Source organism: Halomonas sp. NPDC076908, from assembly GCF_050269715.1.
Taxonomy (GTDB): domain Bacteria; phylum Pseudomonadota; class Gammaproteobacteria; order Pseudomonadales; family Halomonadaceae; genus Vreelandella.
Window position 1 is genome coordinate 13,281 of sequence record NZ_JBNNIW010000014.1, and the last position, 17,654, is coordinate 30,934.

The 17,654-nt window shown below is 52.0% G+C and carries 16 protein-coding genes; 12 read left to right on the forward strand and 4 right to left on the reverse strand.

Annotation, left to right across the window (positions count from 1 at the left end; all coding sequences use genetic code 11):
* Positions 1-74: 74 nt before the first annotated feature.
* From ACQKE4_RS10145 to ACQKE4_RS10175, 7 genes are all read left to right on the forward strand, one after another.
* Positions 75-629 (forward strand): PqiC family protein, encoded by a 555-nt coding sequence (locus ACQKE4_RS10145; protein WP_427388204.1) that lies wholly within the window; start codon positions 75-77, stop codon positions 627-629.
* Between the two features lie 36 nt (positions 630-665).
* Positions 666-1,133 (forward strand): helix-hairpin-helix domain-containing protein, encoded by a 468-nt coding sequence (locus ACQKE4_RS10150; protein WP_427388205.1) that lies wholly within the window; start codon positions 666-668, stop codon positions 1,131-1,133.
* Between the two features lie 307 nt (positions 1,134-1,440).
* Positions 1,441-2,697, forward strand: coding sequence for a DEAD/DEAH box helicase (locus ACQKE4_RS10155; RefSeq protein ID WP_427388206.1), 1,257 nt, complete (start codon positions 1,441-1,443; stop codon positions 2,695-2,697).
* Positions 2,698-2,804: 107 nt separating this feature from the next.
* Positions 2,805-3,308: a hypothetical protein gene (locus tag ACQKE4_RS10160; RefSeq protein WP_290839446.1), complete on the forward strand. Its 504-nt coding sequence runs from the start codon at positions 2,805-2,807 to the stop codon at positions 3,306-3,308.
* Positions 3,309-3,323: 15 nt separating this feature from the next.
* Positions 3,324-4,535: an MFS transporter gene (locus ACQKE4_RS10165; protein WP_427388207.1), complete on the forward strand. Its 1,212-nt coding sequence runs from the start codon at positions 3,324-3,326 to the stop codon at positions 4,533-4,535.
* 17 nt (positions 4,536-4,552) lie between these two features.
* The gene (locus tag ACQKE4_RS10170) at positions 4,553-5,629 is read left to right on the forward strand and encodes an asparaginase (protein ID WP_427388208.1); all 1,077 of its coding nucleotides are present in this window, start codon (positions 4,553-4,555) and stop codon (positions 5,627-5,629) included.
* A gap of 89 nt (positions 5,630-5,718) precedes the next feature.
* Positions 5,719-5,958, forward strand: a complete 240-nt coding sequence (locus ACQKE4_RS10175; protein WP_290839450.1) for a DUF2789 domain-containing protein — start codon at positions 5,719-5,721, stop codon at positions 5,956-5,958.
* Between the two features lie 13 nt (positions 5,959-5,971).
* Here ACQKE4_RS10175 and ACQKE4_RS10180 read toward each other — a convergent pair whose 3' ends face one another.
* Both ACQKE4_RS10180 and ACQKE4_RS10185 read right to left on the reverse strand, forming a co-directional pair.
* Positions 5,972-6,637, reverse strand: coding sequence for a TVP38/TMEM64 family protein (locus tag ACQKE4_RS10180; RefSeq protein ID WP_427388209.1), 666 nt, complete (start codon positions 6,635-6,637; stop codon positions 5,972-5,974).
* The gene (locus ACQKE4_RS10185; RefSeq protein ID WP_427388211.1) at positions 6,630-7,046 is read right to left on the reverse strand and encodes an SRPBCC family protein; all 417 of its coding nucleotides are present in this window, start codon (positions 7,044-7,046) and stop codon (positions 6,630-6,632) included. The genes ACQKE4_RS10180 and ACQKE4_RS10185 overlap by 8 nt, the downstream gene beginning before the upstream one ends.
* A 208-nt stretch (positions 7,047-7,254) precedes the next feature.
* Here ACQKE4_RS10185 and queC point away from each other — a divergent pair, with 208 nt between their 5' ends.
* From queC to ACQKE4_RS10205, 4 genes are read left to right on the forward strand one after another with little or no spacing between them, the layout of a single operon-like run.
* Positions 7,255-7,968 (forward strand): 7-cyano-7-deazaguanine synthase QueC, encoded by a 714-nt coding sequence (queC, locus tag ACQKE4_RS10190; RefSeq protein ID WP_427388212.1) that lies wholly within the window; start codon positions 7,255-7,257, stop codon positions 7,966-7,968.
* Positions 7,968-8,612: a 7-carboxy-7-deazaguanine synthase gene (gene queE / locus ACQKE4_RS10195; protein ID WP_427388214.1), complete on the forward strand. Its 645-nt coding sequence runs from the start codon at positions 7,968-7,970 to the stop codon at positions 8,610-8,612. Before queC ends, queE begins: the two co-directional genes overlap by 1 nt.
* Positions 8,612-9,457: a 6-pyruvoyl trahydropterin synthase family protein gene (locus ACQKE4_RS10200; protein WP_427388215.1), complete on the forward strand. Its 846-nt coding sequence runs from the start codon at positions 8,612-8,614 to the stop codon at positions 9,455-9,457. Before queE ends, ACQKE4_RS10200 begins: the two co-directional genes overlap by 1 nt.
* The gene (locus ACQKE4_RS10205) at positions 9,454-9,711 is read left to right on the forward strand and encodes a YkgJ family cysteine cluster protein (protein WP_427388216.1); all 258 of its coding nucleotides are present in this window, start codon (positions 9,454-9,456) and stop codon (positions 9,709-9,711) included. Before ACQKE4_RS10200 ends, ACQKE4_RS10205 begins: the two co-directional genes overlap by 4 nt.
* 2 nt (positions 9,712-9,713) lie before the next feature.
* Here ACQKE4_RS10205 and ACQKE4_RS10210 read toward each other — a convergent pair whose 3' ends face one another.
* Positions 9,714-13,613, reverse strand: coding sequence for an AAA family ATPase (locus tag ACQKE4_RS10210; RefSeq protein WP_427388217.1), 3,900 nt, complete (start codon positions 13,611-13,613; stop codon positions 9,714-9,716).
* A gap of 27 nt (positions 13,614-13,640) precedes the next feature.
* Positions 13,641-14,342 (reverse strand): tRNA-(ms[2]io[6]A)-hydroxylase, encoded by a 702-nt coding sequence (locus tag ACQKE4_RS10215; RefSeq protein WP_427388219.1) that lies wholly within the window; start codon positions 14,340-14,342, stop codon positions 13,641-13,643.
* 529 nt (positions 14,343-14,871) lie between these two features.
* Between ACQKE4_RS10215 and acnB the strand changes: the two genes are divergently transcribed.
* The gene (gene acnB / locus ACQKE4_RS10220) at positions 14,872-17,475 is read left to right on the forward strand and encodes a bifunctional aconitate hydratase 2/2-methylisocitrate dehydratase (RefSeq protein ID WP_427388220.1); all 2,604 of its coding nucleotides are present in this window, start codon (positions 14,872-14,874) and stop codon (positions 17,473-17,475) included.
* Positions 17,476-17,654 lie beyond the last annotated feature (179 nt).

A 17,654-nucleotide genomic window follows, 5' to 3' on the forward strand; every position in this document is an offset into this window, starting at 1 on the left:
TGAGTATGTCGATAAGGATACGTAAGTTGGTAGGGACAGGTAGGTTTTCATGGTTAAGGTGCCTAGCGTTGCTAATGGCCTGCCTGCTAGTAACTGCTTGCGCCAGTAGCGTTACGCCGCCGGCACGCTATATGCTGACAAGCGGTCAGCTAACCAACGCACCTGCCCAGCCAGTAGGAACACTACGCCTTAGTGCCCCTCGGCTGGCTCACTATCTGGATGTTGACGGTATCGTAATGCAGTTGGACGACATTACGTTGAATGCGGCCCGCGAACATCAATGGGCAGAAGGGTTAGGCCGCCAGCTAGAGCGAGGCCTTCGCGCCCGCTTGTCACAAACACTGCCCTCTCTCAGAGTTGTCCGGGCTGAAGGGAGTCAACCCGACGCACTGACACTGCGGATCGAAGTTGATCAGTTTCAAGGGCGTTTTGACGGTTTAGCCGTTGCAAGCGGTCAGTGGCAACTAGTGAATGCTGAGGGTGAGATGCTGGCAATGGAAAATTTTTATGCCGAAACTACTCTTGAGGAAGATGGTTATCCTGCGCTAGTGCGCGCCCTAAGCAGTAGCTGGGATCAATCTGCCGAGCTTATCGCTGAAGAGATACGCTCGGGCGCTTATTTCAACTAAATTATTATACAATCAAGCCATTATGAGGCGGCTCATATGACAAATGATGAACATACAACGCCCCTAGCTATTGAGCAATTACGGGATGGCATTAGCGCCCTAATGCAAACGGTGACGTCACTACTAGATGACGAAGCGACGCTGGCAACTCTTGAAACCGCACTGCATAGCCACGATGCACTCAGCGATCAGTTAGCCTCTTACACGCTTGATAGCTCAGCGGCGGATGCCCTTCAACGCATTGAGCATTTTATTACCCTTCAAGCTGGCCAATATTATCAGGCTTACGAAGCAACGTTACAGGGTCAAGAAAACAACCGATTTATCCCGCTTTTCGCGCGCCAGCTGCTCGCCCTTGAGGGCATAGGTCCAGCCACTGCCCGTCAACTATTTCAGAGCGGCATTTTCACCCCTGAAGCGCTTTATGCGTTAACACCCCAAGCGCTTGAAGCGCTTGAACTACCGCCTTCGATGTTGGCCCGCCTTTTATCGTTACGTTATTAGCTACCAAGCTGACACGAGGCAGCTAAACAAGCTGCCTTGTTATAACCGTGTTACACTGCCCGGCTTATTACTGACACGAATGTATTCCGATGTGTCCGTGCACATCGGAATACAGCGTTGTTTCGCGCTGTAACTCTCTTGTCACCTGTCACGGTCAACCACGGCTAACCAACGACCATCGCGGCCTAGTGAAATATCTGGCACACTTCGCTGCCGCGAAGGTGAATCAACCTCGCTTTTTGAACATTACATCTAGTGACAACAACTACTTACCAGTACTGACTCACTAGGTGATTGCGGAGAACGCATGAGCTTTTCTGATCTTGGCCTGCACGACGATTTGTTACGCGCTGTCACAGCGCAAGGCTACACCGAACCTACTCCTATTCAGCGAAAGGCAATCCCTGTCGTATTAGAAGGTCGCGATATGCTAGCCAGCGCCCAAACCGGCACCGGCAAAACAGCGGGCTTTACGCTTCCGATGTTACAACGGCTAAAAGATGGCAAACGTCCCGACAGACGTCAGGTGCGTGCGCTGGTGTTGACACCGACACGCGAGCTTGCAGCTCAAGTCGGTGAGAGTGTAGCAACCTATGGCCAACATCTATCGCTGCGCTCTCACATTATCTTTGGCGGCGTTGGTCAACAGCCCCAAATTGATGCACTAAAAGCAGGCCTGGACGTACTTATCGCCACACCGGGTCGCTTACTGGATCTGCATCAGCAGGGCCATGTAGACTTATCCGCTGTTGAAATATTAGTGCTTGATGAAGCAGACCGCATGTTGGATATGGGCTTTATCCACGACATTAAGCGCCTGCTCCGCCTAGTGCCTAAAAAACGCCAAAACCTGCTTTTTTCAGCAACATTTTCAAATGAAATTCAAACGCTTGCGCAACAGCTATTAGATAACCCTGCACTCATTGAAGTGGCACCACGCAATACCACGGCAGAGAGAATCGAGCAGGCTATTTACCGCGTAGATCGTGAGAAAAAGCGTGAGTTATTAGCCCATCTAATCCAGCAGAATGGCTGGTTTCAAGTACTGGTATTTACGCGTACCAAACATGGTGCCAACCGCCTTGCCGAGCAGCTCTCCAAGCAGGATATACCTGCCATGGCGATACATGGCAATAAAAGCCAAGGTGCTCGTACTCGCGCACTTAGTGCTTTTAAGAGTGGTGACCTGCAGGTACTTGTAGCGACCGATATCGCTGCACGCGGCTTGGATATCAATGAGCTACCGCATGTTGTCAATTTCGACCTACCTAATGTGGCCGAAGATTACGTACACCGCATTGGCCGTACTGGTCGCGCTGGAAGTAATGGCGAAGCGGTATCGTTGGTCTGTGTCGACGAGCACGCCCTGCTAGGCAATATCGAGCGGTTAATTAAACAGACGCTGCCAAAACATATCGAACCGGGTTTTGAGCCTGACCCAAACATCAAACCTGAACCCATCGAAAACGGTCGCCGCAACCAACGGCAACCACGGGCTAAACGCAAACCCGAAGGCCAAAGTGCCAATACTGGTGGTGAACGTAAACGTCGCGTTAGACGCTAGCTCCTGGTGCTGGAATATGCGAAGGTAGCCTCCTTGCATATTCCAAGCCGCTGTTTTTAGCATTTATTTCCAGCCTTCAGGCAAGAACATTTTTTCACGGAGTGATTATGGCATCATCCCAACTCATGGCCGATTACCGCCAATGGCTGACTTTTCAACGTCAAGAGCAGCTCAGCCGAGAACACCAAGGGATTGTGCAGCGTTTAGAGGACGCACGCGCCACAGCCAATCAAGTGGTTCAGGCTTATCGCAGCATGGCTGAAAAAGCCTCTATTGAAGGCGCCTGCTACCGTACAATTTTTCTGCGTCAGCGTGAAGATAACCATGCCTTACCCTGTGAAGGCTGGCTATTTGTAAGACGCGTGCTTAGCGAGGGCAACAGCACACGCGTACGTGTCACTTTAGTTGAAACGTTCTCGCTTGAAGACGGCATTATGGCAGCAGGAGATAAGCCAGCACGTAAGCTTACCCTTGAGATATTTGACCAGCTGCACATGGATAAAGGTATGCGTACCACGGTAAGGGTAGACTGCTTGGATGCTCCGCAGGATTATCATTTTATCACGCTACTTGATGCCGTTCGTGGAGACTTGCGCCCTCATCTTAAGTAAGCGCCTGGGCTCAGCATGGTATCTCGTCGTTCAATTACGTTTATCTTACTGATGGTTGTGGTGGGGCTTAACTTACGCCCTGCCATGTCATCGGTTGCCCCTTTGCTCACTCGGCTTCAGGAAACGGCTGGCCTGTCGGCTACTGCCGCTGGCTTACTCACCACCCTTCCGGTACTTTTCCTGGGCTTATTCGCTCCGCTTGCACCCATCCTGGCTAAACACTTTGGCAGCGAAAGAACACTCAGCGCGGCACTTATATTGCTGGCGGCAGGGCTTATTTTGCGTGGCCTACCACTTCCCGGTGTACTTTTTGTCGGTTCAGCAATGGCTGGTGCTGCAATTGGTATTGGCGGCACCTTACTTCCGGCCTTGGTGAAACGTGAACTGCCTGATAGCGCTGATTTACTCACAGGCCTCTACACAATGGCGCTCTGCTTGGGTGGCGCCCTAGGAGCCGGTCTTAGCGTGCCGCTGACCCAACTGCTCGGCAGCTGGCAAGCTAGCTTAATGAGCTGGTCGTTACTGTCACTGTTCGCTCTGCTGGTTTGGCACTTCAACATGCCACGCACATCCTCATCAGCTCTGCCCGCCCCGGCCAACAGCGGCACTTTAAGGCTACTTAAACTACCGCTCACATGGCACGTAATGCTGTTTATGGGGCTTCAATCTTCCATGGCCTATATTGTGTTTGGCTGGCTACCGACACTGCTGGTCTACCGCGGTTACAACGAAGCTGACGCAGGTTGGACTATGGCGGTTTCTATTATGTGCCAGTTAGCTTCTGCCCTGGGGGCTCCTTGGCTTGCACGGATGGGGCGTGACCAGCGCCCCGCCCTGCTACTTGTGTTATTGAGCACCGGCCTAGGCCTATGGATGCTACTCATCGCCCCACTGGTTTGGAAATGGCCTGGAGCGGCACTACTCGGTATAGGTCAGGGAGGCAGCTTTAGCCTCGCCTTAAGTTTACTCGTCCTACGCACCGCCAACTCACGGCTGGCAGGACAGCTTTCAGGGCTTGTTCAGGGCGGTGGCTATACACTCGCTGCTTTAGGTCCCTTTGGAGTAGGCGTTTTACTTCAGGCGGGAGCTGACACTGGGAATATTGCTTGGGTATTAATTGTGCTTATTACCCTTTGCTGTGGTTTTGCCTTATTGGCTGGTAGAAATCAGCGTTTAGATGACCAGACGGGAAAGCTTCAAGTGCAGCGTATAACTCGTTCTTATTGACCTATCCAGGAAAACCCATGAGCCCACAACACTCCCCTTTTGCGAGCACAACGTCGTCGAACGCAGAGCGTCTTCTTGTGATCTATACGGGAGGCACGATCGGCATGCAACAGCATGCACAGGGGCTTGCACCAAGCGGTGATTTTGCATCGAGGATGGCGACAGCGTTCTCTCAACTATCGCTGGCGCAGCAGCGAACGTTACCGCCTTATGACGTCCTCAGCTATTCAACACTGATTGACTCAAGCGCTGCCACGCCGCTTATCTGGCAAAAGCTCGCTCAGGATATTAATGACCAGCTTTCCGCTTACACTGGCTTTGTGATCATTCACGGAACCGACACGCTGAGCTGGACTGCGTCAAGCCTGGCATATCAGTTACAAGGACTTGATCGCCCTGTTGTAATGACTGGCGCTATGCAACCTCTTGAAGCCAATGGCAGTGATGGTCTGGAAAATCTCTATGGCGCCCTCCAGTTTGCTGCAAACCCCTCGCTTCAAGAAGTAGCTATTTATTTCGCTGGAAAACTACTGCGAGGCGCCCGCGCTATCAAGCAGCATAGCGAAGCATTTGACGCCTTCACCAGCCCTAGCTACCCCTTGATAGGTGAACGTGTGGGCGATGATTTCGTGTACTACTCCAGCAGGAGCCTTGGACATCACCAACGTGGAGCCCCACGCTTTGAGCTGCCGGACTACCGCCCAGTTAATCAAGGAGAAATCATTCGTATTGTGCTTTGGCCAGGAATCACTGCCTGGCAGCTTGATGCTTGGCTAGGCGACTCCCGTATTAAAGGTGCGCTGTTGCAGCTTTGGGGGGCTGGAAATCTACCTGATGATGCCCGTTTGATGGAAGTACTTGCCCGGGCCAGTGGGGAAGGCAAGCTTTTGGCCGCCATAAGCCAGTGCCCGCAGGGTAGTGTGCAACTTGGTGCCTATGCAGCAGGCCATGGGCTTAGCGACGCAGGCGTGCTATCAGGCGATGATATGACGCCTGAAGCGGCTTTCACCAAATTGATCCACCTGATAGCACAGCCGCTACCCTTAGAGGTGCAGCGCCAGCGCTTTTTAACACCCCTGGTCGGCGAACGTTAGCCAAACGACTGACGCCCAATACTGGCGCAAACTGAGATTCACGCTATGGTGTAGATGGTCAACCTAACAGTTTGAAGGAGCACTAGAATATGGAAAAGCCAGTACACCATTTCAGCGAACTTTTTGAGCAATTAGGCCTTGCTTCAGACGCCGACTCGATCGAGCGCTTTATACAGCGCAATGCTCCTCTGCCTGAACTCATGCCACTGGCTGAAGCCCCCTGCTGGAATGAAGGGCAGGCTGAATTTTTAAAAGAAGCGGTGGCAGAAGATGCTGATTGGGCCGAGGTAGTTGACCACCTTGATGCTTCAATGCATAAATCACACTAATCTTTATAACTTTCTAAATGTCTCGCGCCGCCTCTACGCGGCGCCTAAACCACGCACCAACTAGCAATAACAGTGCTAAGGCAATCAGCGGTAACACCACGTCGAACTGCAGCGCATCCTCCGTCTCGATAGCCTCTAAGGCACCATATATAGCGCTACTATAAACTCCCCACTTTATCGATAACCCCAGCGCCGCTGCCAATAGATACGTTTTAAGAGGAATAGTCCTTAAACCGGCTGCGAAATTAATCACTGAGTGAGGGAAACCAGGCAGTATCCGCAATGCGCACTGGGTCATTAAGTCACTTCGCTGCTCCAGCATCTGCATAACTTTTAATGTTAGCCCACCTGGCGTCCAGCGCTGACCTGCCCGGGCCGCTATCTGATAAGCCCCAAACGCGCCCGCGACACTACTTAGCGTTAACATCACAGTCGCAATTAATGGCGGATAAAAGGGCGCTATAAGCCAAAGCCCAATACTCCCGGGCAACCCTACGGCTAAGGTGACGGCCATAATTAGCATCACCCCTATAATCACCACGGGATGATGTGATGCCTGGGCAGCCCACTGTTTAACTGCCATCAAATCTGGTGAATACCATAACCATACATAAGCCAACATGGCGAGACAGGCAAACCCTAACGCCCAGCGCCAGGGGTGTCGCGGTGCATTATTCATTCAATCGTGCTTCCACTCGTTCAAGAATCTGACGGCTTACTTTGCCAACTAACGGCTTCGCCGCTTTGTTAACCGCCTTTTCCATTAGTCGATTACGGATTTCATAAGTGAGTGTCAGCGCCACTTCGGTGCCTTCAGGGACTTCGCGAAGACGATAGCGCCCCTGATTTTTAACCCCGTCTAACGATTCCCAAGCAAGTATATAGGGAGCTTGAATATCAGTGACCTCTACATCAAATGCCCAATCCATTCCGGCTGCCCGAACGTTCCATCTATAGCGGTTATCGCCAAGCGGCTCAATTGAGCGGATTAGATCAGAGTAATCAGCAAAATCTTCTACGCGGCTTAGTAACTCAAACACGCGCTCTGGTGTTGCCTTAACAATTTCACTGTGTTCAATGGTGGCCATTGGTTTCTCTCTAACAGCATGAATGGTTAGCGTAGCATGATGATATTAACGCTGTCCGCCATCGCATCATGAAGAGCGCATATGGTCAAACACTAGCCAGGCTAGCGGCTATTGCGTAAACTGCCGCCCTTCCGGACCGGATCCCGGAACGCCGCAGCAGCCATTGGTTGCCTGCGATCAACAAATTCTCCGACAAAGAGTAATTCTCATGTCATCATCACCCAACGTGGATGCTAACTCCGCATTTACGACTGTTGTTATCTATTCCGGTGGAATGGACTCGTTTACGGTACTCCATCGCGCGCTCAGTGAAGGGCTCACCGTCCATGCGCTCTCCTTTGATTATGGCCAGCGCCATGCCCGCGAGCTAGACACGGCGCGCCAGGTTTGTGCTTCACTTGGGCTCCCCCATCAAGTCGTCGATATTCGCGCGATTCATGGCCTGATCGACAACTCAGCGCTTACTAATTCAGAAATGGCCATGCCACACGGCGATTACGCAGCGGACAACCTTCGCAGTACCGTGGTGCCAAATCGCAATATGATTTTGCTTTCGCTAGCCATTGCCAAAGCCGTCAATATCGGTGCTGGACGAGTCGATTATGGCGCTCATGGTGGCGACCATATCCTCTATCCTGACTGTCGTCCCGAATTTGTCGAAGCGATGAATCACGTGGCAGGCATTGCCAACTTTGAGCCCGTGCAGTTGCATGCCCCCTACCTATCGTCCACTAAGGCTGACATCCTGCGTGAGGGACTGGCCATGGGGCTTGATTATCGCCATACCTGGACTTGCTACGAAGGCAGGGAGCTGGCCTGTGGCGTATGCGGCAGTTGCCGAGAACGTTTAGCGGCCTTTAGCTCGAACGGCGTCACTGATCCTCTGGCTTATGAGCCAACCCCAGCAGTGGGAAAACGCTGATGTATCAGGTTAAAGAAGCGTTTTACACCCTGCAAGGTGAAGGTGCCCAAGCAGGCAGGGCAAGCGTCTTTTGTCGTTTTAGTGGCTGCAATCTCTGGTCAGGCCGTGAGTCCGATAGAGCAACCGCTAAGTGCACTTTTTGCGACACCGACTTTATTGGCACTGATGGCGTTAATGGCGGAAAATTCTCCACCGCTGCTGCGCTAGCTAAGCATATTGCCGCGTTATGGCCTCAATCGAGCAATAACGCTACGCCTTATGTCGTGTTTACCGGTGGTGAGCCTCTGCTACAGCTTGATGCGGCCTTAATTACGTCACTGCATAGCTATGGTTTTGAGGTCGCGGTGGAAACTAACGGCACGCTTGCGCCACCCGCAGCTATAGACTGGCTCTGCGTTAGCCCCAAGGGAAATAATCCTTTAGCGGTGACAAAGGGTGATGAATTAAAGCTGGTTTTCCCCCAGGTAGATGCACCGCCTGAGCAGTTCTCAGGCCTAGGATTCAGCCACTTTTTCCTACAGCCGATGGATCTTGCTCCGTTAAACCAAACCACCTCAACGATTGCCCAAGCGACCGCTTATTGCATGGCCAATCCGCAATGGCGTTTATCGCTACAAATGCACAAAATAGCAGGATTCGATTAATGTCCTTATTCGTTAAGCAACTGACGCATATCGACGTCTCCCTCTGGTGCTCAACACGTGGCCTTGTAGGCTGCAGCTGGCAGGTAGATGCCGTGCTAGATGGCGAGCTGGGTGAAGACGGCATGCTATTTGATTTTGGTGAAGTCAAACCATGGATCAAGCGCACACTGGATAGCGGTCTCGATCACACCCTGCTGGTGCCCACCCAAGCACGTGGTGTGAGTGTGTCTGAATGCGCTGAAGGCTTATGCATTCGCACAGCCACGCCATATCCTATGGAAGTGCGTGGGCCTAAAGAAGCCTTTACCCTCCTCCCCTGGCAGTCCATTTCGCTCGACTCTATTGCCGAGCACTTAAGCAGCGAGCTAACTGATCAGCGGCCGCAAAATGTCCATCAAGTCACGCTGACGCTAAGCGATGAAACAGACAGTGGCGCAGCCTATGGCTATAGCCATGGCCTTAAACGTCATTCGGGTAACTGTCAGCGCATAGCCCATGGTCACCGCTCTCGGCTGTATATATGGCAGCATAACGCTCGCCAGCCACTATTAGAGCAGCAATGGGCAAACTGGTTGGACAACCGTTATCTACTTGAGCAAGCGGATATTGCTGAACAGACCAATGAAACCCTTACTTGCTGCTATCAGGCTGCACAGGGCAGCTTCTCGATCACATTACCGCAACGGCTATGTACGGTATTGCCGGGGCCCACAACGGTGGAGAATATTGCCATCTGGCTGGCTGAAAAAGTTGCTTCTGAAAGCGGCGTAGCAACGCGCATTCAAGCGTTTGAGGGAATTAATAAAGGCGCTTTTGCAAAGTTTTCACCAAGCATTGCGCTATGAGTGAAGGGTGCCGCCCAGGGTGTGGCGCATGCTGTATTGCGCCCTCCATTAGCTCAGCCATCCCCGGCATGCCAGGTGGCAAGCCGGCGGGTGTACGCTGTGTACAGCTTAATGAGTTCAACCTATGCCAACTATTTGGTAACCCAAGCCGTCCAGCGGTATGCGAGCGTTTTACGTTTGACGTTAGCGTTTGCGGCGAACACCGTGAGCAAGCGCTCGCCACATTGATCTGGCTGGAGCAGGAGACCTGCTGATGCTAGCCCTCAATGCCTACCGGATGAGGCAGCCTGCGATCCAGCAGACTGATCCAGCGGGTTAGCACCGGTGCATCGCTATGGCTAACCTCACTCAGCAGCACTCTAAAGCGCTCTTTCGCCTGCTGATCATTGGCATCGATTCGCGTGAGCCACAGCTCAAGCGCCGCTAACTCCTGATGTTGATTGCCATGTTCACGGGATTGGTTAATTGCCATCTCAGCAATCGCTTTTACCTCGCCAGCCGGATGCCCCAACAAATCTCGTACTCTGGCAAGCTGAGTGGCTAACTCAGGTAGAAACAGCGTCGTCCGTTCACGAGCAATCACTAAACACTGGTCAAGATAGTCTTCGGCAGCGCTTAGTTCGCCCAACTCAATACAGGCATCAGAGTACCAGAGGACGGGACGCTGATAGCGATCTCGTCCATTAAGCTCCGCCATTTGATCCAAGCTGTCGCGTAATTGCACCAAGCCAGCCCTATCACCGGTCAACGCCCGTTGCCAACCCAAAATACCTTGCGCCGAAATTTGCCATAGCTGCAAATCAGGAGTACCTGTCATTGCGGCCGCTCGCTCGGCATGGCGCGCCGCTAAATGCACATGACCAAGCTGACGGTAAAGCGCGGCGGCAAATAGCAGCGCCATGGCTAAGGTACCAGGATGAGCAATTTTTTCTGCTAGCCGAATAGAGGCAGATACCTGCCGCTCGGCACGCGGATAATCGCCACGCAGGCAGAGAGCCCAACCTTGAAAACAGGCTGCTGACACTTGGGGATGATCGGAAAACGGCAACCACTCAATCATCATTTGGGCATTAAGCGGATCAATCTCATCTAAATGATCATGGGCCTGCTGAATGCGCCCTGCCCAATATTCACAGTTGGCACGCGCATAATCAGCCAACCGCCGATAACGCGGGTCTTCGAGACGTGAGGCGATGTCCGCAAGGGTCGAGGCCAAAGCAAAGGCATCTGCATGGGCATAGCGCTGACTGCGGCCTACCCACAGGCCCCATTTGACCAGAAATATTTGTTCTAAATCCTCTGGGTCTTCCAAACTATCGCTGCCGGATTCACGTAGCAGCTCGCGAGCGCGCACGAAGCTTTCATGGGCGGTAGGTGAGCCATGGCCCTCCAACGAGAATGCCGCCTGTCCTCTTACGGTCAGCAAGCTTACTTCCCGCTCGATTTCATGCTCAACGTGGCGCAGGCTAGCCAAGCCAAAATCTGCCATGCGCAGTGCTGTACGATTAGCACTGACTTTAAGCGCCTCACGGGCAGCCAGCTCAAAATAGCGCGCCCCTCTGGCATAGTGACCACTACGCCGCAAGTGAGTAGCAAAATCACCAGGATGACGGCTAATCCACACGGGGAAGCGCTCCTCGATCAATGTCACTACCTGCTGGTGCAGCTTGACTCGCACATCCCGAGGGCATGAGAGATAGGCTGCTTCTTGCAATAATTGGTGGCTAAATTGGTACTCTTGCTCACCACTCTCTTTCTCGACGGGTTCAATAATTTCCAACAGGCGCATATGTTCAAGGGCCTGATTAAGCCGCCCTTTTTCCCACCCGCTACACTCAAGTAAGAAATCTAATCGGAAGCGTTTGCCTAATACTGCCGCCACATGGGCAATTTCCCGGTCGCTTTCCAATTGATCGATGCGGCTGGCAAGTAGACCCAGCAAGCCTTTGGGTAACTCATCAAAATGGACGCTGCGCCCTTCTCGGCGATCCATATCCAAACGACGACATAACTCTTGCATATAGAGCGGCACACCGTCGCAGCGCTCGATAATTTGGTTACGCAAGCGAGGGCTCAGATGAATACGATAACGACGTGAAAGCTGTGACAATAAACGAGATGATTGCAGCGCATCTAAATTGCCTAGGCCAATTTGCTGGTCCCAGTGCAATTTTACCGGCAGGCCATCACGCCCATGATGGCTAGCAACCAGCATAAAGGCAGTGTTAATGGGCAAGCGTGCTTGCAGCCCTGCCAATACCTTAAAGGAGGGTTCATCTAGCCACTGCAGATCATCGATCATCAGCACCAAGGTATGGGTCATCGCCTGACGCTCAATCAAGCGGTGCAGTAGCATCACTACCAACTCAACAGCTTCGCCACTTTGCGCAAGCTGAGTGATCTCTTGAACATCATGCACACCCAGCGCTTCTTCCAACAAGTGCTGCCGGTCTGCATCAAACCGATCAAGCTCTAATGTTTCCTGTAACGCACGAATAGACTCTACCGTTAGTGGCGCTTTCAAATACCAGCTAACCAGCGTACGAGCGACGCCGTAGGGGTCAAGCACCGACATCCGCGTGGTAGGCTGCCAACATATTGCTGCATCGCGGCTGAGCTCTAACTGACGGAAACCCACCATCAGCGCCGATTTCCCCATGCCAGAAGCACCACGCACTAACACACTCTGGCGCAGGCCAATGCCCGCACGCGCGAGCGCATCACGTAGCGTGCGCAAAGAGGTCTCTCGACCCACTAAGCTGGGCGGCAACGCATCGCGTCCCCCTTCATTTTGTCCCAACACCAGCGCACGTAGGCGTACACGACCATCACTGGCCACCAAACGTGACACTAACCGCGGCTGAAGATCAAGCGCGGGCGGCATATGCTGGCTGGCTTCTTGAGAGATGACTAACTCACTGCCTTCCGCCGCGCTCATCAGCTCCAGTGACGTTTGGGTTACCTGCCCCAAAGGGTCGGCCAACTGCCGCTCCGGCAGATAGACTACCCGCCCGCTATGCAGACCAGCCGCTAATTCAAACTGTGGCACTTCGCCTTCGCCCGCCCAATGACGAGCACTCTCTAAAGGAAGCGCCTGACGACAATGCTCATACAGCGCGACTAATTCAGCCAGCTGGTGCGCTGGACCATGAGTGCCGAAACAAGCAAGGCCTAACCCCCCCGTAGCACCGGGTAACCAAAAGCCACCCAAGTGATGACACTGCTGCTCCAACCAGCGCAATAGCTCTAACTGAAGTGCAAGACAGTTACGGGTCGCCGCCCGATCCTGCCAATCGCCTTTTAAACGTAATCGAATAGCCATTACAGATAGCTGGCGCAGCTCAATTTCATCTTCACGCAATGGTTTACTATCCGCCGCCAAGGCGCGAGAAAAAGCGCCTTGGGGGCTAATCATACGTGGATCATGATGGCCGTCGGACCAGTAACTGGCTAACTGCAAAAAGCTTGGTTCCGGCTGTTGTCCTGATAACGCCAACAGTTGTAAATAGCTATTATACTGTTCGTGAGCGGCGGCCATTTGACCCTGTTCAGCCAGTTGGCGCACCAAACGCTCATGAAATGGGCCATATCCGGAGAAGCGACTGACCAACGCTTCAAGAATAGCGTCAGGCACATCCGCATGTACCTCCAAGACTTGTTCGGCAAAACGAATGACACGCTGACGCCACTCGTTGCGAACCTGCACTAACCAGCGCTGAAACTCGCTACAGCTTGCTAATTGGAGTTCCTCAATGAGATCGCCCTGGTAACATGCCATCAGCGATTCAAGCGTATCTAAGTCGCGGGGCCCTTCAAGCAGTTGCTGAAGCTTATGCAAATCCAACTGCCAATTGGTTGGCAGTTGAAAAGCAATGGTTTGCCGGGAAACACTTAACACTTGATCAGCACTTTCACCCAGCGATTGCCGTAAACAGTGCAGCGCGTGACGTAAGTTGGTTCTGCCGGAAGATAAGCCTTGATCAGGCCACAAGAGTTCAGCCAGGGCGGCTCGATTAACCGGCTGACGATGCAGCAGCAGATAAACAAGCAACGCTTTCACTTTGTCATAGCTAAAGTGGGTGATTGCATCTTCGCCTTGGGTGAGCGAAAAGTGGCCAAAAAGAGTTAACTGATCAGTTTCACGAGCATCGCGCATGATAAATATCCTGCCGGGCTAAGCGGCTTAAGCTGGCACACCGCTATGAAAACGAAAAGCCGTATCGGGCGAAGTAATCAGCTCCGCTTCACGCGCCACAAAAAATGCGATTCGCTCGTCAATGGAGTTCGACGTTTGCTGGCGGGCAAGCATCAAGTAGTCTTCAAAGTGACGACCTTCTGACTTCACTAAGGTCCGATAAAACTTGGCAAGCTCTTCATCTAAATAAGGAATTAAGCAAGCAAACCGTTCGCAGCTACGCGCTTCAATTAAGGCACCGATGATCAGCACATCAATCAATCGCTCTGGGTCATTACTACGTAAATGGCGACGCAAACCTTCCGCGTACCGCGAAGCAGTCAAGTGTTGATAAGCAACGCCTCTTGCCTCCATTAACGTTACTACTTGCTCAAAATGCAGCAGCTCTTCGCGGGCTAGTTGTGACATTTTGCTTAGCAACAGTGGCTGATCAACATAACGATAGAGCAAACTCATCGCGGTAGATGCGGCTTTTTTCTCACATTGAGCGTGGTCGATCAGAAGGATTTCTGGGTTTTCCAGCGCCCACTTCAACCACGCAGCTGGGGTTGGGCAGGCTAAAAATTGATGCAGACTCTCCGGCAAAAGATCGTCAGCTTGAAGCGTATGACTAGCAGTCTCTAATGTGCCAGTTTTTAATGTACTGGTTTTAAATTCACTGGTTTGTAACTCACTGAGTTGTATCGACATAACACCATCACCGAGCTTGTATCTCATTATTGTACAACATTTAAGCGTGCATGACGCTTAGCTCCCCGTTACTGCTCAAACTCTACAACCCTGCATTTACTCTTGCTAATGTAGAAGTACGTCCCAAAATGCTCCACACATTTTATGAGCACATCAGCATTAATATGACTCTAAGGTTATAAATTAAGCACTATGGTAACGTGCTGTAACAACAATCACACCCGCACAGAGCCATGTTATCCATTTTTTTGGAAAAAATTTCCGCATCTTCTCCTCAAATGGTTAATTAAAAGCGTATTTTTGATCAGTTAATATCCATGCATCAGCACAAAGTACAAGAGACGCTTCTGCTTGCCAGCTTAACATTGTCGACAGTTTGGCGTAGAATCTCTCTCATCCAACCAGACGCTGTTTGTCAAGCGTATATCACATGTGGTCGACCACACTTTTAACAAAGCACAACCAACACCGTGCAATGTGAAGGCCGTCACCATAAAGTAAATGAGAACGTAGATGAGAGGGCCCCAACGTGATTGAAGCTTACCGCCAACATGTCGAGGAACGTGCCGCTGAGGGCGTCCCCCCCAAACCTTTAACCGCTGAGCAAGTAGCTTCATTAGTTGAGCTGCTCAAAGCACCGCCAGCGGGTGAAGAGGAATTCATTCTCGACTTAATCACTAACCGGGTTCCACCAGGCGTTGATGAAGCAGCCTATGTTAAAGCTGGATTTTTAACCGCTATCGCTAAGGGCGAAACAAGCTCTCCTCTGATTGATAAAGTACATGCAGTTAAGCTGCTTGGTACCATGCAGGGCGGCTACAACATCGTTTCTATGGTTGAGCTGCTCGATAACGAAGAGTTAGCACGCGAAGCCGGGGAACAGCTAAAACACACGCTGCTGATGTTTGATGCATTCCATGACGTTGAAGTGCGCGCCAAGAATGGTAATAGTGTTGCTAAGGACGTTATTCAATCCTGGGCTGACGCAGAGTGGTTTCTTTCTAAACCGGCGCTGGCTGAGAAAATCACCCTGAGCGTCTTTAAAGTGCCAGGCGAAACCAACACTGACGATCTTTCCCCAGCACCGGATGCTTGGTCACGTCCCGATATCCCGCTACATGCTAACGCCATGCTCAAAAACGAGCGTGATGGCATCGAGCCAGTAGTGCCCGGCACCACTGGGCCGCTCAAGCAGATCGAAGACGTTAAGGCTCAAGGCTTCCCAGTTGTCTACGTCGGCGACGTAGTGGGCACAGGCTCTTCACGTAAATCGGCAACAAACTCCGTACTTTGGTTCTTCGGCGACGATATTCCTTACGCGCCCAACAAGCGTGCTGGTGGTTTTTGTTTCGGTAGTAAAATTGCTCCTATCTTCTTCAACACCATGGAAGACTCCGGCGCATTGCCGGTAGAAATGGACGTTACCAAGCTGAATATGGGCGATGTCATCGACATCTATCCCTACGAAGGTAAAGTCTGCAAGCAAGGCACCGATGAAGTACTGACAACATTTGAACTGAAAACGCAGCTGATTCTTGATGAAGTGCGTGCCGGTGGTCGAATTCCGCTCATCATTGGCCGAGGCTTAACAGGCAAAGCGCGTGAGTCACTGGGTCTGCCGACCTCTGACGTTTTCCGCCTACCTGACCAGCCCAAAGATACTGGTAAAGGCTTTACTCTAGCGCAGAAAATGGTTGGTAAAGCCTGCGGCCTGGAAGGCGTTCGCCCTGGTATGTACTGCGAGCCCAAGATGTCTACCGTTGGCTCGCAAGACACCACTGGTCCAATGACCCGTGATGAGCTGAAAGATCTCGCTTGCCTTGGCTTCCAAGCTGATTTGGTAATGCAGTCTTTCTGCCACACGGCGGCGTATCCTAAGCCTGTTGACGTGGATACACACCACACTCTGCCTGATTTCATCATGAACCGTGGCGGCGTTTCATTGCGTCCTGGCGATGGCATCATTCACAGTTGGCTGAACCGCATGCTGCTTCCGGACACGGTCGGTACTGGCGGTGATTCACATACCCGTTTCCCCCTGGGCATCTCTTTCCCAGCGGGTTCCGGGCTAGTAGCGTTTGCAGCCGCCACGGGCGTTATGCCGCTGGATATGCCTGAGTCCGTATTGGTACGTTTCAAAGGCCAGCGTCAGCCAGGTGTGACGCTGCGAGATTTGGTTCACGCTATTCCGCTTTATGCTATCAAGCAAGGTTTGCTGACGGTTGACAAAGCCAACAAGAAAAATGCTTTCTCAGGTCGCGTGCTGGAAATCGAGGGATTAGAAGACCTAACCGTCGAACAAGCCTTTGAGCTTTCTGATGCATCCGCTGAGCGCTCTGCCGCTGGCTGTACCATCACGCTTTCTGAAGATAGCGTTACCGAATACCTGAAATCCAACATTACTCTGCTAAAATGGATGATGGGTAATGGTTACGGCGACGAACGTACGATTAGTCGTCGTATCGAAGGCATGGAAGCGTGGCTTGCCAACCCAAGCCTAATGCGTGCCGACCAGGACGCTGAGTACACCGAAATTATTGAAATTGATCTGGCTGAAATTAAAGAGCCGGTTCTGTGTGCGCCGAATGACCCCGACGATGCTCGCCTGCTGTCTGAAGTAGCTGGCCAGAAAATCGACGAAGTCTTTATCGGCTCATGTATGACGAACATTGGTCACTTCCGTGCTGCTGGCAAACTGCTTGAAAAACAGCCCGCTGGCAGTTTAAAAACACGGTTATGGCTTGCACCGCCGACTAAAATGGATCAGCATCAGCTGACTGAAGAAGGCTACTACGGTATTTACGGTCGTGCCGGCGCCCGTATGGAGATGCCGGGATGTTCACTGTGTATGGGTAACCAGGCCCGCGTTGCTGCCAAGAGCACCGTTGTGTCTACGTCTACACGCAACTTCCCGAACCGTCTTGGTGATGGTGCCAATGTGTATCTCGCCTCCGCGGAGCTGGCCGCTGTTGCCGCAGTAGAAGGACGTCTACCAAGCGTTGAAGAGTATCAGCGTTATATGAGCGAGTTTGACGCTATGGCAGGCGAGATCTATCGTTACATGAATTTCCACGAAATTGAGGAGTATCAAAAAATCGCCTCAAACGTGATTCCGGTCGCTCAAGAAGCTTGATAGTTACTGTAACTCTTGAGGCCGCCCCATCGCCGATGCTCGCAACATCGCAGAAAAGTAATTTATTACATTTTCTGAGTCGATGACCGAACGCCCCGCCACTGAATTTCAGGGCGGGGCGTTTTTTTGGGTGATATCCACCGGGCTGTTTTGAAGCCCTCGCTGTTTGATGAATTTAT

Coding starts and splice junctions, on each gene's coding strand:
- ACQKE4_RS10175 (WP_290839450.1), top strand. CDS start 5,719: ATGGAAAAGCCAGTACACCATTTCAGCGAACTTTTTGAGCAATTAGGC.
- ACQKE4_RS10165 (WP_427388207.1), top strand. CDS start 3,324: ATGGTATCTCGTCGTTCAATTACGTTTATCTTACTGATGGTTGTGGTG.
- ACQKE4_RS10210 (WP_427388217.1), bottom strand. CDS start 13,613: ATGCGCGATGCTCGTGAAACTGATCAGTTAACTCTTTTTGGCCACTTT.
- ACQKE4_RS10170 (WP_427388208.1), top strand. CDS start 4,553: ATGAGCCCACAACACTCCCCTTTTGCGAGCACAACGTCGTCGAACGCA.
- queE (WP_427388214.1), top strand. CDS start 7,968: ATGTATCAGGTTAAAGAAGCGTTTTACACCCTGCAAGGTGAAGGTGCC.
- ACQKE4_RS10145 (WP_427388204.1), top strand. CDS start 75: ATGGCCTGCCTGCTAGTAACTGCTTGCGCCAGTAGCGTTACGCCGCCG.
- ACQKE4_RS10155 (WP_427388206.1), top strand. CDS start 1,441: ATGAGCTTTTCTGATCTTGGCCTGCACGACGATTTGTTACGCGCTGTC.
- ACQKE4_RS10215 (WP_427388219.1), bottom strand. CDS start 14,342: ATGTCGATACAACTCAGTGAGTTACAAACCAGTGAATTTAAAACCAGT.
- ACQKE4_RS10160 (WP_290839446.1), top strand. CDS start 2,805: ATGGCATCATCCCAACTCATGGCCGATTACCGCCAATGGCTGACTTTT.
- ACQKE4_RS10180 (WP_427388209.1), bottom strand. CDS start 6,637: ATGAATAATGCACCGCGACACCCCTGGCGCTGGGCGTTAGGGTTTGCC.
- ACQKE4_RS10205 (WP_427388216.1), top strand. CDS start 9,454: ATGAGTGAAGGGTGCCGCCCAGGGTGTGGCGCATGCTGTATTGCGCCC.
- ACQKE4_RS10185 (WP_427388211.1), bottom strand. CDS start 7,046: ATGGCCACCATTGAACACAGTGAAATTGTTAAGGCAACACCAGAGCGC.
- ACQKE4_RS10200 (WP_427388215.1), top strand. CDS start 8,612: ATGTCCTTATTCGTTAAGCAACTGACGCATATCGACGTCTCCCTCTGG.
- queC (WP_427388212.1), top strand. CDS start 7,255: ATGTCATCATCACCCAACGTGGATGCTAACTCCGCATTTACGACTGTT.
- ACQKE4_RS10150 (WP_427388205.1), top strand. CDS start 666: ATGACAAATGATGAACATACAACGCCCCTAGCTATTGAGCAATTACGG.